We start from the raw sequence: 13,529 nt of genomic DNA, 5'->3' as shown, positions 1-13,529 counted from the left end.
CGAATCATCATGAAAACAGTAATTATAGACAACTATGACTCATTTACCTACAACTTGAGTCATTTGGTAAAAGAACTGGGAGCCGAAGTTACCGTATTACGTAACGATGCTTTCCAACTGGAAGAATTGGAAAAATTCGATAAAATCATTCTTTCACCCGGTCCCGGTATTCCATCAGAAGCAGGCCTGCTGCTCGAAGTAATTAAAAGATATGCCGGCAAGAAACCGATTCTGGGTGTATGCTTGGGAGAACAGGCCATAGGAGAAGCTTTTGGCGGCAAACTGACCAATCTGAGCGAAGTATTTCATGGCGTACAGACCCCCATCTCAATTAAAAAGAATCAATTAAAAGACAAAGGAGAGAAAACCGATTACATTTTCAACGGACTGCCGGATGAAGTGCCGGTAGGACGTTATCACTCATGGGTGGTAGATACGGACGGTTTCCCTGAGTGCCTTGAAATAACCGCAGTAAGCCGGGAAGGTCTCGTTATGGCATTGAAACATAAAGAATACGATATCCACGGCATCCAGTTTCATCCCGAATCCGTACTAACCCCCGATGGTAAAACCATGATAGCCAACTTTCTAAACGCATAAACCAAACCGTACATAATAAATATGAAAGCTATATTATCCCGCCTCTTCAATCACGAGGAACTGACCCGAAAAGAAGCAAAGAATTTGCTGCTCAACATAACCCGGGGAATGTATAACGACGCACAGATAGCCGCTCTGCTGACCGTTTTCCAAATGCGCGGCATCAAAGTAGAAGAATTGATAGGTTTCCGTGAAGCATTGCTCACCACCCGCATACCTATAGACTTTTCCGCTTACACCCCTATTGATATTGTAGGTACAGGCGGTGATGGAAAAAATACCTTCAACATCTCTACTTGCGCCTGCTTCATTGTAGCGGGAGCCGGATATCATGTTGCCAAACATGGCAACTATGGCGCGACTTCCGTCAGCGGAGCCAGCAATGTCATCGAACAACACGGCGTAAAATTCACTAATAATCCGGATAAGCTGACCCGTTCTATGGAAGAATGTGGAATGGTCTATATGCATGCCCAGTTGTTCAATCCTGCCATGAAAAGTGTAGGCCCTGTCCGCAAAGCACTGCAAGTACGTACCATATTCAACCTGCTAGGTCCGCTGGTTAATCCATGTCTTCCGGCTTACCAACTTCTAGGGGTCGCCGATCTGCCGCAAATGCGCCTTTACACCAACGTATTCCAGAAACTAGGCATTGGCTTTGCCGTAGTAAACAACCTGGACGGTTACGACGAAATCTCACTGACCGATGAATTCAAAGTGATGACCAATCGCTACGAAACCATCTACAAGCCATCTGAACTAGGTTTCTCCCTTGCCAGACAAGAAGAGCTCTATGGTGGGAACACTCCCGAAGAAGCGTCAAAAATCTTCAATAACGTACTGGAGAACAAAGCCACCAAAGCCCAGACAGACTGTGTGCTGATTAATGCTTCTTTTGCCATACAAGCCATGGAACCGGCCAAACCGATAGAAGAATGCGTGGCCATCGCCCGTGAATCATTGGAAAGCGGAAAAGCATTGAATACATTGAAAAAATTTGTGGAACTGAACAGTTGATTACACACCCAGTATTCCACTACCAAACGCCTCATACAATGACAGATATATTAACAGAAATCATCGCCTGCAAGCAGATCGAGATCGAACTGCAAAAGGCTGCCATCAGCAAAGAAATGCTGATAAACAATTGTAACGAACCCATGCCACGTATCAGTATGCGTGCCAGTCTTGCCTCTTCTCCTTACGGCATCATCTCCGAGTTCAAGCGTCGCTCCCCCTCCAAAGGATGGATAAAAGAAGACGCACAGGCAGATACTATTCCTCCCGCTTACGAGGCGGCCGGAGCCTCCGCACTTTCCATCCTCACCGATGAAAAATACTTCGGCGGCACTCTGAAAGATATCCGTTCGGCACGCCCCCACGTGCAACTTCCCATTCTAAGGAAAGATTTCATTATAGATGAATACCAACTTTATCAGGCACGCATCGTAGGAGCGGACGCTATCCTTCTTATAGCCGCCGCTTTGAAGAAAGAGCAATGCAAAGCCCTGGCCCTCAAAGCCCATGAACTGGAACTGGAAGTCCTGCTGGAAATCCACAACGAGCAAGAACTGGAATATATAGACGAGAACATTGACATGGTAGGAGTCAACAACCGTAATCTGGGAAGCTTCCACACAGAGGTGGAAAACTCTTTCCGCCTGGCGGAAAAACTACCCGAAGAAATACTCCGGATCTCTGAAAGCGGCATCTCCAGCCCCGAAACAGTTAAACAACTCCGAGCTGCCGGCTTCCGAGGCTTCCTGATAGGGGAAAACTTTATGAAAACACCCGCACCTGGAGAAGCCTTAAAAGAATTTATAACCAAACTAGAGAAATGTTAGGATGCAACAACAATGATTATCAAGGTATGCGGTATGCGCGAGCCCGAAAACATACGCGCCATAGAGCAAGCCGGAGCAGACTGGATGGGATTCATCTTCTTCCCCCAGTCTGTCCGCCACGTATCACATCGTCCGGAATACCTGCCGGAACAATGCCGCCGGATCGGAGTCTTCGTCAACGAAAGCAGCGAAAACATCCTGCTGAAAGCACAGGAATTCGGTCTGCACCATATCCAGTTGCATGGCAGGGAAACACCGGAACAATGCCGCAAATTAAAAGCCGCCGGATTAGGAATCATTAAGGTGTTTTCCATTGCACGGGAAATTGACCTGCGACCCGTCGGCTGTTATGAGGGCATTTGCGATTACTTTCTTTTCGACACTGCCTGTTCCGGATATGGCGGTTCCGGCAAAACTTTCAACTGGAATATCCTGCAAGCCTATCGGGGAAAAACGCCTTTCCTGCTGAGTGGCGGCCTCCGTCCCGGCAGCCTTTCCTCTCTGTTGCAGTTCAAACATGAACAGTGGGCAGGCATCGACCTGAACAGCGGATTCGAGACTGCTCCGGGGTTGAAAGACGCCGCCGCCGTCCACACATTTATAAACCAATTAAAACAAAAAATACAATGAACAGAATCAACCAGTTATTCAGTATCAAGCAAAAAGATATCCTCTCTATTTATTTTTGCGCAGGCTTTCCTACTTTAGAAGGTACGGCAAGCACCATCAAAGTCCTGGAAAAAAAAGGGATTAACATGATTGAAATCGGCATTCCTTTCAGTGACCCGATGGCTGACGGTCTCGTTATCCAGCACGCCGCCACCCGCGCCTTGAAAAACGGCATGACACTGAAACTTCTTTTCGACCAACTGAAAGATATCCGTAAAGAAGTACAGATTCCGCTGGTGTTGATGGGATACCTCAATCCCATCATGCAATATGGATTCAAGGATTTCTGCCGCACTTGCCGGGAGACGGGAATCGACGGGGTGATTATCCCCGACTTGCCTTTCAAAGATTATATGGAAGAGTATCGTTCCATAGCCGAGGAACAGGATGTGAGAATCATCATGCTCATCACTCCGGAAACCAGCGAAGAACGTATCCGCCTGATTGATGAACACACCGACGGTTTTATCTATATGGTATCTTCCGCCGCTATCACCGGTGCTCAAAAAGATTTCAACGCACAGAAACAAGCCTATTTCCAACGCATCGCCGACATGAATTTACGCAATCCCCGCATGATAGGTTTCGGAATTTCCAATAAACAAACCTTCGAAACCGCATCCGCTCATGCCGCAGGAGCCATCATCGGCAGTAAATTCGTGACCTTATTGGACGAGGAAAACGGGAATGCGGAAAAAGCGGCAGACAAGCTGCTGGAAGCTTTGAAAAACTGATCTTCCACAACCCGTAAACGCAGACGCAGACGCAGCAGACGCAGGCCCTTTTTTCTCACACACGTGCGCGTACATTATATATGTAAATGTGTATCTATTTTTAATAACCTGTTTTAACTGTCATCAGAGAGGGAGGTCAAAACGAAGATGAACGCTCTGAAAAAGATACAGATTGTAACTGAACAACATAAAAAAGTTGTATCCTTATTCAAATGTAGAGTGAATACGACTCTTTTATTGTCGGTTGAAAGTACAAGTTTCAGATTCAAAGTTCATTTTCTCTAAAATAGGGTCTTCCACCTTACGGTAGTTTATTCTATTTCCCCACCTTGTATTATACGCGCACGTGTGTGAGAAAAAAGGGCCTGCGTCTGCTGCGTCTGCATCTGCGTTTACGGCATTCACTCATAATGCCCTCCTCTTCAAAGCTCACCTGAAAGGCCAGTACGATGAAGGTGAAAGATACAGTACCTTGCAGGCATAAGATTATATATCTTACAAGCATAAGATATATAATCTTACACGTAATCTTTCCATATCTTCCACCCACCCTATCCGGGAAAACCAGCCTCGGTCCATAGAGAAAACATTTTGTTATTTTTCCCTCTTATTTTTGTCATACTTATACATAATTACTATCTTTGTGCCAAAATTAAACAAGAGAAGCGCATGATACAGAGTGAATATCCTTCCGTTTTGCTAATATACACAGGCGGTACGATCGGCATGATTGAAAATCCTGAGACAGGTGCACTAGAAGCCTTTAATTTCGACCAGTTACAAGACAATGTCCCCGAATTGAAGCGGTTCAACTATCGCATCTCCTCTTACCAATTCAATCCCCCCATTGACTCTTCGGATATGGAACCTGCCTTGTGGGCCAAGTTAGTCAAGATCATCAAATACAATTATGATAATTTTGACGGGTTCGTCATTCTGCACGGTACAGACACCATGGCATACACCGCTTCAGCGCTCAGCTTCATGCTGGAAAACCTGAGCAAGCCGGTTATCCTGACTGGCAGCCAGCTGCCCATCGGCATGTTGCGCACCGATGGAAAGGAAAATCTGATCACTTCCATAGAAATAGCCGCTGCCAAACATCCGAACGGCACTGCTATTGTACCCGAAGTATGCATCTTCTTCGAAAACCATCTGTTGCGCGGAAACCGTACCACAAAAATAAATGCGGAGAATTTCAATGCGTTCCGTTCATACAATTTCCCTTCGCTGGCGACAGCAGGCATCCACATAAAATATGAATATGACCGTATTCACAAAGCCGATCCCAATCTGCCATTAAAACCACACTATCTTTATGATACCAATGTAATTATACTGACCCTTTTCCCGGGCATCCAGGAAAACATGATCAGCAATATCCTGCATACACCGGGATTACGCGCAGTGGTATTAAAAACCTACGGTTCGGGCAACGCTCCGCAAAAGCCATGGTTCATCGAACTTCTAAGGGATGCCACTTCACGGGGAATCATCATTGTCAACATCTCCCAATGCTCTACCGGAACAGTGGAAATGGGAAGATATGAAACCGGACTCCATCTGCTGGACGCAGGGGTCATCAGCGGCTACGACAGTACGGTGGAATCCGTTCTAACCAAACTGATGTTCCTTTTGGGACACGGAAAAAGTGAAAGAGAAATACGTTACCAAATGAGTATTCCAGTAGCCGGAGAGTTTACGAAATCATAATTTATTGCGTTCCAATTATTATCCGGCGGGATGATTACAGAATCATTAAAATGGTGTAATCTGCAATGAAAACTTAACGATTTTATAACATGTAATCTTTTTGTAATATTTGTTTCATCAAATAGTAATAAAAATGCTCCATCTTTGCAATGCTGATCAGAAAAGATTAGTTTTGTAGTATTAAAAAGATGGATATATGAACGATTACCGCATTTTAGTAGTTGACGATGAAGAAGATCTATGCGAGATTCTTAAATTCAATTTAGAAAACGAAGGGTATTTTGTGGATACAGCAAACTCCGCCGAAGAAGCCCTGAAGATGGAACTGACCCAATACGACTTGCTGTTGCTGGATGTGATGATGGGAGAAATTTCAGGATTCAAAATGGCGAACATGCTGAAAAAGAATAAAGCTACCGCTTCTATTCCCATTATATTCATCACTGCTAAAGATACTGAAAACGATACTGTGACAGGATTCAACCTAGGAGCCGACGACTATATCTCGAAGCCATTTTCACTGCGCGAAGTTATAGCACGCGTCAAGGCTGTCCTTCGACGTACCAGTCCCACACAGGGAAAAGAAGTGCAGGAACAATTGCAATACAAAGGGCTTTTAGTCGACATCACCAAGAAGAAAGTCAGCATAGACGGTATAGAAATTTCCCTGACAAAAAAAGAATTCGAAATCCTGTTGCTGTTGTTACAAAACAAAGGCCGCGTATTCTCACGCGAAGATATTCTGGCTAAAGTATGGCAAGAGGAAGTCTATGTGCTGGACCGTACCATTGACGTCAACATTACTCGCCTGCGTAAGAAAATAGGCGAATACGGAAAATGCATCGTCACCCGCCTAGGATACGGATACTGTTTTGAATGCGAATAACCTAACCTGTACCTTTCCATGACTATTGAATTATCCAGCCACGTCCTGTCATTCAACAAGAAACTATTCTTGTCGGTAATCTCCTTATTCATAGCATTCGCCATCTGTTTCATGGCATTCCAATATCGCAGGGAGAAGGAATACAAAATAGAGCTGCTGAACACACAACTCCAGAATTACAACGACCGCCTGAATGATTTTCTCCGTGGCAGGGATACGCTGAATATTCAACAATTGGACGACTATGTATGCGAACACACCTTTGAAGATCTACGTGTGACACTGATCAACAAGAATGGTACTGTAATTTATGACAATCTGGAAAAAGATCCCAGCCACTTCGAGAACCACCATAACCGTCAGGAAATAAAAGAAGCCATCACTTATGGCAGCGGCTATTCCATTAACAGACAATCGGAAAGCCTGGGCGGTGAATTTTTCTATTCGGCCAAGTATTATCCTAACCTGGACTATATCATTCGTTCGGCCCTTCCCTATAATGTCAGTCTGATGAGACACTTGAAAGCAGACTCCCATTATGTATGGTTTACACTGATAATCAGCCTGATATTAATAATTATATTCTACCGGTTCACACATAAATTGGGAATGTCTATCACCAAATTGCAACAATTCGCCATGAAAGCCGACCGCAATGAACCGATAGACACTGATATGCAGGATACCTTTCCCAAAAACGAACTGGGCGAGATATCCCAACATATCATCCAAATTTACAAACGTCTGCATCAGGCAAAAGAAGATTTATATATCGAACGCGAGAAACTGATCACCCATCTCCAAATCTCGCACGAAGGTTTAGGCGTATTCAACCACCGCAAAGAAGAGATTCTGGTAAATAACCTGTTCACACAATATGCCAACCTTATCTCAGACAAAAATCTGAGTTCTACGGAAGAAATCTTCTCCATCCCCGAATTGCAGCCCATCACCCGTTTCATTACAAAAAACAAGGAACGCAGTATCGGCAAAGGAGAGAAACGGATGTCATTAAACATAGACAAAAACGGACGTATCTTTGCCGTGGAGTGCATTATCTTTCAAGATGACAGCTTTGAAATCTCCATCAATGACATCACTCAGGAAAAGGAGCAAGCACTTCTGAAAAAACAGCTGACACAGAACATTGCCCACGAATTGAAAACCCCTGTAAGCAGCATACAGGGATATCTGGAAACCATAGTAAACAACCCTACCCTGCCCCGTGAGAAAATCAATGCTTTTTTGGAGAGAAGCTATGCACAAAGTAACCGGCTGGCACATCTGTTACGGGATATCTCCGTACTTACCCGCATGGAAGAAGCTCCGAACATGATCGAGACAGAACCGGTAAACCTCACCACCATGATGCGGAATATCCTGAACGAAGTAACTTTGGAACTGGAAGAAAAGCAGATCACTGCCCACAATATGCTGCCTGAAAGACTGACCGTACAAGGCAATTCTTCCCTGCTATATTCCATCTTCCGGAATCTGACGGACAACGCCATTGCATACGCAGGAAGTCATATTTCCGTAACCATCCGCTGTTTCCGTGAAGACGAACGTTTTTACTATTTCAGTTTCTCGGACACAGGCGTAGGAGTAGATCCCGAACATCTAAGCCGTTTGTTCGAGCGTTTCTACCGGGTGGACAAAGGACGTTCACGCAAACTGGGCGGCACAGGCCTGGGACTGGCCATTGTGAAAAACGCTGTCATTCTGCATGGAGGAACCATTTTCGCCAAGAACACCCCCGGTGGAGGTCTGGAATTCATATTTACACTGAGTAAAGAATGAGAAGATGACAAGCACCTGTTTCTAAATTTTCTTCAAAATTTAAACAGGCTCTAAAAAATAAAGAAAGATAATTGTTTTCTTAAATATAAACTGTATCTTTGCGGTGCATCGGTTCATTTATCTCCCCTCCGAGGTGAATGATTAAAAGGGAATCAAGGTGAGAATCCTGAACAGTCCCGCTGCTGTATGTTTCACTAAACGCATAAGCAAAATGCCAATAACCACTGGGATAATTTCCGGGAAGGTGCTTATAGCGGAAACGAGTCAGAAGACCTGCCTGTGCATTTATCAAATCTGAAGCTTTCGAGGAAAGAGCTTGGAACACTGAACGTAAGGGATGCCTTTAATCACATCCGCTATTTTCTCCGTTTCACTGTCCGGAAAAGAGTATCAGGTAAAAAGAACATTTATTTTAAAGTAAACTCTGCCAAGTTTATTTGGAATGCTCAGCCGAAGTGATTCGCCTGAGCATTATTTTATAATCCAAGTCAATACAAAATCGGGATGAGTGACATAACGGACCCGGTAACGTCCCTGCCGGCCTGTACGATATTCGCATGCCTCGAACTCCCCCTCTTCCGACAGGCTGAAAGGAAAAATACGAAGATGACGAATGAAATCCACCTCCTCTACTCCCATCAGTTTGAACAGTGCCTCCTTGGCCGACCAATGGAGCAACAAAGCATAAACTTCATCTCCTTCCATCATTGCGGACTCTTCATCGGAACGAATAAAACGGGAAGCTACTTTCCGCACTCTGGTTCCATACTGCTCTATATCCATTCCCACCTCACAGGAAGAATGAAGTGCCACCGCTACATAACCGCGAGTATGCGAGATGCTGATATACCGGCTTCCATCCTTTAGATAAGGCCTTCCCGAAGAGTAATAAGCTATCTCCTTTTCTTCTCCACACAAAGCCTTCAGCAGCACACGTACCGACAACCATTCATGCTTCCGTCTTTCGGAAAAAACAGCCAGTTTCTCCCTATACCAGTCTTTATGCTCCAATGATGCCAGCAGTTGTTCCGTTGTTTCATCAGACTTCCATATTCCAAGCAGAAATTCCCCTTCGCTATAAGTACGGTATAAAGGCATGATAAAATCTATTTCTTTCCTTCTTCCATTTCCATGGAGTGGGAAGGGTCAATGATAACTTTTACTTTCAAAATGCGGCGCGTATTCATTTCAAGTACCTCAAAATGATAATTCCCGTAATCCAACCGCTCGTGCAATACAGGAAACTCCCCTTTTATTTCCAGCAACAAACCGGCCAAAGTGTCCGCATCTCCTTCCACTTTCTCGAAAAGAGCGGGATCAGCTTTCATAATTTTATAAAAATCGGACAGTAAGGTTTTTGCCTCGAATATATAGGTACGGTCATTCAGTTTCACATACGTACGCTCTTCATCATCGTATTCATCATTAATCTCTCCCACAATCTCCTCGATGATATCCTCCATTGTAACAATACCCGAAGTACCTCCAAACTCATCGACAACAATGGCAATATGGATCTTGTTTGCCTGAAAATCACGCAAAAGGTCATCAATCATCTTTGTTTCAGGCACAAAGTAAGCGGGACGGACCAATGTTTGCCAACGAAAGTTGTCGCCTTTGCCCAAATGAGGAAGCAAATCCTTTATGTAAAGAATCCCCTTTATATTATCCCGCGATTCGGCATATACCGGAATACGGGAATAGGCATTTTCCACAATGCATTTCAACACTTCGGAATAAGGGGTATTGATTTCCAAGTCCACCATATCCAGCCGGGAAGTCATCACTTCCTTGGCCGTTTCCTCACCAAAACGGATAATACCTTCTAGAATATTGCTTTCCTCTGAAATCTCACTCTTGTCCGTCAATTCCAAAGCCTGTGAAAGCTCGTCGACAGAAATATTATAATTCCTTTTTGCCACACATCTGTTCACCAAAAAGGAAGAACGGACCAGCAATGCCGACAAAGGTGAAAAGAATTTCTTTAAAAAAGAAATGGCAGGAGCTGCCTTACGGCAAAACTTCAACGTGTTCTGTGCCGAATAAATTTTAGGCATGATTTCACCGAAAAGCAATAGCAGAAAAGTAAGGACAACCGTTATTAGCAGGAATTCCAGAATCACGGAATTTCCAAAGTGTATGGTGCTGGCAAAAAAATAATTGCACAGCATGATAATGGTTACATTGACAAAATTATTAGAGATAAGAATAGTCGCTAACAAGCGTTCGGAATCATTCAGCAGGGCGCTGATACGCCTGTCCGAAGTATGTTTTCCTTCCTCTATCTCACTTAAATCAACAGGTGAAAGGGAAAAGAAAGCTATTTCCGAAGCAGACACAAAGCCTGAGGCATACAACAATAAAACAGCTAATAAGATAGCTATGATGGCTCCTATGGTAGGAGCCGTTACGGTTACACCGTCAAATAAATCCGCCAAGCGGCATAAATACGAGTCAGGGTCCAAGGAATCTGGTTTTAGTTAAACATCAAGTTCTCTTACTTAAAAAGGTAAATCGTCTGTCAGGCTATTATCCGAAGTTTGCTGTTGTTGCGGAGCTACTTGTGCAGACATCTGCTGCCGGGATACCGCTTGTGCCTGCACATATCCCGTACCCGGTTGCTGTGAGGCGTTACGCGGGGTCAACATCTCCATATTATCAGCAAAAATCTCGACAATGGTGCGTTTTATACCATTCTGATCATCGTATGAACGGCTACGGATTTTTCCTTCTATGTAGAGTTTGTCGCCCTTACGGACATATTTTTCCGCAGTTTGAGCCAGCCCTCTCCATAACACGATATTATGCCATTCCGTACGTTCGGGAACCTGTGTTCCATTCTGCAACGTATAGGCACGATCGGTGGTAGCCAACGAGAAAGTGGCAACGGCAATGCCGGTATCCAAATATCTCACATCAGGGTCCTTTCCTACATTTCCAATCAAAATGACTTTATTTACTGACATTCTATTATTCCTTTTTAATTATTAGGCTCCAAAATTAGCGAAAAAAACTGATTCACCAAACGCGATACGGCAAATTTATGCAAATCTTCCACGCTTATTCTCTGATACTTCGCAAAAGAAGCCGAATTCTCAGGGAGAATCACTTCATAAAAATTTGCGTAAATCACCCGGTGGGACAACACGTGCTTCACCCCTTTCCGCACCAGCCGCACTATGGGCTCCTCTCCCCCAGACAGCATCCCGCGAAACTGTGGCGATGCATACAGTTCCTCTTCCGTCCATTCACGATCTGTTTCTACCAAAGGCGGTTCATACAAATTTTTCCATATATCATTTCCGCTGCGCTTATGTATAAAGGTATACGCGCCCATGCGTACATATATATAATTAAAATAACGATTGGTCACCTTGATTTTATGTTGCTTCACAGGCAAAGAGCTGGCAATCCCCTTCAGGCGCGCCACACAAGAATCGCTTAGCGGACAAAACAGGCAGTCGGGCGCCACCGGAGTACACTGCAAAGCTCCAAAATCCATGATAGCCTGGTTATAGAGACCGGGACACTCACAGTCCAGCAACTCATCGGCAATCCGGACAAACAGTTTCTTTCCTTCCGTCGAATCAATGGGAGTATCAATGCCCAACCAGCGGGACAGTACCCGGTACACATTACCATCCACCACAGCGTATGGCATATCGTAAGCAAATGAACAAATAGCCGCCGCCGTATATTCCCCCACTCCTTTCAAAGCACGCACCCCGGCGTATGTTACAGGAAACCCTCCTGCCTCTGCCATCCTTCTGGCCGCAGCATGCAAATTTCTCGCACGAGAATAGTACCCCAGCCCCTGCCAATATTTCATCACCTCATCCTCATCGGCTGCAGCCAGTGCGAACACATCAGGAAAACGAGTTACGAAACGTTGATAGTAATCATATCCCTGAGCCACACGGGTTTGTTGTAGAATAATCTCCGAAATCCATATCAAATAAGGATTTTTTGTCCTTCTCCACGGCAAATCACGTCCGTTTTCCCTGTACCAATCTATCAATTTTCTGCTAAAATTCTCCATATCAGTATTATATAAAAGTACATTCTATGCAATATTTCCGCAAAAGTAAACCAAGAAAATGGAAGAAGATGCTTTTTTTAGGAAATTTATTCTGAATATATTTCTTAAAGAGGGAGAAAAGCTATATATTTGCAGTCCAAAAAATTAAGATATAAGTATAACAATAATTATTTAGCGAAATGACTAAAGCAGATATCGTAAACGAAATTACGAAAAATACCGGTATTGACAAGGTGACAGTGTTAACCACACTTGAGGCTTTCATGGATACAGTAAAGGATTCATTGTCTAAAGAGGAAAATGTGTACCTGCGTGGTTTTGGAAGTTTTGTAGTAAAGAAAAGAGCTCAGAAGACTGCTCGCAATATTTCAAAGAACACTACAATCATTATTCCGGAGCACAATATTCCGGCATTTAAACCAGCTAAGACATTTACATTATCAGTAAAGAAATAATAAACAAGAGTATTAACCCATAAAATTTGAAGCTATGCCAAGCGGAAAGAAGAAGAAAAGACACAAAATGTCTACTCACAAGCGTAAAAAAAGACTAAGAAAGAACAGACATAAAAGCAAAAAATAATTTGTAGTCTGTCTGTGACGACAAATAAAGAACAAACCTTGCAAAGCAACAAAAGTCTTTCGGGTTTGTTCTTTGTTTAATGAGGAAAGTGAACAATTTAAGAATACAAAAGTGACAAGCGAACTAGTAGTAGACGTACAACCCAAAGAGATTTCCATCGCACTCCTTGAAGATAAAGCGTTGGTGGAATTTCAGAAAGAAGGGAGAAGTGCTTCCTTCAATGTGGGAAATATGTATTTGGGACGGGTAAAGAAACTGATGCCCGGCCTTAATGCCTGTTTCGTGGATGTCGGCTTTGAAAAAGATGCTTTTCTTCATTATCTAGACCTAGGTCCTCAATTTCATTCTTATCAGAAGTATCTGAAGCAAGTTTTAAGCGACCGTAAAAAACTTTTTCCCATCACAAAAGCTACTATGCTGCCTGATATCGAAAAGGAAGGGACGGTTTCAACCACCCTCCAGCAAGGTCAGGAAGTTATTGTGCAGATTGTAAAGGAACCTATCTCGACCAAGGGGCCCAGACTAACCTGCGAATTGTCATTCGCCGGACGTTATTTGGTATTAATCCCTTTCAACGACAAGGTTTCGGTATCACAAAAAATTAAATCGAGCGAAGAACGCGCCCGCCTTAAACAACTGCTGATGAGCATCAAGCCTAAAAA

The 13,529-nt window shown here is 43.8% G+C and carries 13 protein-coding genes, 1 pseudogene and 1 riboswitch; of the genes and pseudogenes, 10 read left to right on the top strand and 4 right to left on the bottom strand.

From position 1 onward, the window contains the following. Positions 1-9 precede the first annotated feature (9 nt). The 8 genes from AB5935_RS01360 (at position 10) to AB5935_RS01325 (ending at position 8,246) form a co-directional block, all read left to right on the top strand. A complete protein-coding gene (locus AB5935_RS01360) occupies positions 10-600 on the top strand; it encodes an anthranilate synthase component II (protein WP_007832144.1) in 591 nt (196 codons plus the stop codon). Between the two features lie 21 nt (positions 601-621). After that, complete coding sequence (trpD, locus tag AB5935_RS01355) at positions 622-1,617, top strand: anthranilate phosphoribosyltransferase (protein WP_005839783.1); 996 nt, start codon at positions 622-624, stop codon at positions 1,615-1,617. Positions 1,618-1,655: 38 nt separating this feature from the next. Next, positions 1,656-2,444 (top strand): indole-3-glycerol phosphate synthase TrpC, encoded by a 789-nt coding sequence (trpC, locus tag AB5935_RS01350; protein ID WP_038612473.1) that lies wholly within the window; start codon positions 1,656-1,658, stop codon positions 2,442-2,444. A gap of 12 nt (positions 2,445-2,456) precedes the next feature. Then, complete coding sequence (locus AB5935_RS01345; RefSeq protein ID WP_038610561.1) at positions 2,457-3,074, top strand: phosphoribosylanthranilate isomerase; 618 nt, start codon at positions 2,457-2,459, stop codon at positions 3,072-3,074. Then, positions 3,071-3,847: a tryptophan synthase subunit alpha gene (gene trpA / locus AB5935_RS01340; RefSeq protein ID WP_038610564.1), complete on the top strand. Its 777-nt coding sequence runs from the start codon at positions 3,071-3,073 to the stop codon at positions 3,845-3,847. The genes AB5935_RS01345 and trpA overlap by 4 nt, the downstream gene beginning before the upstream one ends. Positions 3,848-4,516: 669 nt before the next feature. Next, positions 4,517-5,560: an asparaginase gene (locus tag AB5935_RS01335; RefSeq protein WP_005839772.1), complete on the top strand. Its 1,044-nt coding sequence runs from the start codon at positions 4,517-4,519 to the stop codon at positions 5,558-5,560. Positions 5,561-5,756: 196 nt separating this feature from the next. After that, entirely contained in the window at positions 5,757-6,446 is a 690-nt protein-coding gene (locus AB5935_RS01330; protein WP_007832119.1) for a response regulator transcription factor, read from the top strand. An 18-nt stretch (positions 6,447-6,464) separates the two neighbouring features. Next, complete coding sequence (locus tag AB5935_RS01325; RefSeq protein WP_007846292.1) at positions 6,465-8,246, top strand: sensor histidine kinase; 1,782 nt, start codon at positions 6,465-6,467, stop codon at positions 8,244-8,246. 92 nt (positions 8,247-8,338) lie between these two features. Next, positions 8,339-8,542: riboswitch (cobalamin riboswitch) on the top strand. Positions 8,543-8,717: 175 nt separating this feature from the next. On the opposite strand, the gene AB5935_RS01320 is transcribed toward AB5935_RS01325, so the two are convergent. From AB5935_RS01320 to mutY, 4 genes are read right to left on the bottom strand one after another with little or no spacing between them, the layout of a single operon-like run. Further along, entirely contained in the window at positions 8,718-9,344 is a 627-nt protein-coding gene (locus tag AB5935_RS01320) for a 4'-phosphopantetheinyl transferase family protein (RefSeq protein ID WP_007853809.1), read from the bottom strand. Between the two features lie 8 nt (positions 9,345-9,352). Continuing rightward, complete coding sequence (gldE, locus tag AB5935_RS01315; protein ID WP_007840062.1) at positions 9,353-10,711, bottom strand: gliding motility-associated protein GldE; 1,359 nt, start codon at positions 10,709-10,711, stop codon at positions 9,353-9,355. Positions 10,712-10,747: 36 nt separating this feature from the next. After that, on the bottom strand, positions 10,748-11,212 hold the full coding sequence (locus AB5935_RS01310; RefSeq protein ID WP_007832113.1) for a single-stranded DNA-binding protein: 465 nt from the start codon (positions 11,210-11,212) through the stop codon (positions 10,748-10,750). A gap of 14 nt (positions 11,213-11,226) precedes the next feature. Beyond that, positions 11,227-12,285 carry an A/G-specific adenine glycosylase gene (gene mutY / locus AB5935_RS01305; protein ID WP_007840060.1) on the bottom strand — a complete coding sequence of 353 codons (1,059 nt, stop codon included), beginning with the start codon at positions 12,283-12,285 and terminating at the stop codon, positions 11,227-11,229. Positions 12,286-12,464: 179 nt separating this feature from the next. Between mutY and AB5935_RS01300 the strand changes: the two genes are divergently transcribed. Together AB5935_RS01300 and AB5935_RS01295 are read left to right on the top strand one after the other, a co-directional pair. Beyond that, positions 12,465-12,740: an HU family DNA-binding protein gene (locus AB5935_RS01300; protein WP_005839749.1), complete on the top strand. Its 276-nt coding sequence runs from the start codon at positions 12,465-12,467 to the stop codon at positions 12,738-12,740. 238 nt (positions 12,741-12,978) lie between these two features. Beyond that, positions 12,979-13,529: pseudogene (locus tag AB5935_RS01295) on the top strand (ribonuclease E/G); the annotation flags it as partial.

Origin of the sequence: Phocaeicola sp. RTP21198st1_B8_RTP21198_201120 (genome assembly GCF_040929485.1) — a bacterium.
Lineage (GTDB): Bacteria > Bacteroidota > Bacteroidia > Bacteroidales > Bacteroidaceae > Phocaeicola > Phocaeicola dorei.
This window is presented reverse-complemented; position numbering and strand designations above follow the sequence as displayed.

Bases quoted from the DNA above. Each gene is read 5' to 3' on its own strand.
- AB5935_RS01360 (WP_007832144.1), top strand. From the start codon at position 10: ATGAAAACAGTAATTATAGACAACTATGACTCATTTACCTACAACTTG.
- trpD (WP_005839783.1), top strand. From the start codon at position 622: ATGAAAGCTATATTATCCCGCCTCTTCAATCACGAGGAACTGACCCGA.
- trpC (WP_038612473.1), top strand. From the start codon at position 1,656: ATGACAGATATATTAACAGAAATCATCGCCTGCAAGCAGATCGAGATC.
- AB5935_RS01345 (WP_038610561.1), top strand. From the start codon at position 2,457: ATGATTATCAAGGTATGCGGTATGCGCGAGCCCGAAAACATACGCGCC.
- trpA (WP_038610564.1), top strand. From the start codon at position 3,071: ATGAACAGAATCAACCAGTTATTCAGTATCAAGCAAAAAGATATCCTC.
- AB5935_RS01335 (WP_005839772.1), top strand. From the start codon at position 4,517: ATGATACAGAGTGAATATCCTTCCGTTTTGCTAATATACACAGGCGGT.
- AB5935_RS01330 (WP_007832119.1), top strand. From the start codon at position 5,757: ATGAACGATTACCGCATTTTAGTAGTTGACGATGAAGAAGATCTATGC.
- AB5935_RS01325 (WP_007846292.1), top strand. From the start codon at position 6,465: ATGACTATTGAATTATCCAGCCACGTCCTGTCATTCAACAAGAAACTA.
- AB5935_RS01320 (WP_007853809.1), bottom strand. From the start codon at position 9,344: ATGCCTTTATACCGTACTTATAGCGAAGGGGAATTTCTGCTTGGAATA.
- AB5935_RS01310 (WP_007832113.1), bottom strand. From the start codon at position 11,212: ATGTCAGTAAATAAAGTCATTTTGATTGGAAATGTAGGAAAGGACCCT.
- mutY (WP_007840060.1), bottom strand. From the start codon at position 12,285: ATGGAGAATTTTAGCAGAAAATTGATAGATTGGTACAGGGAAAACGGA.
- AB5935_RS01300 (WP_005839749.1), top strand. From the start codon at position 12,465: ATGACTAAAGCAGATATCGTAAACGAAATTACGAAAAATACCGGTATT.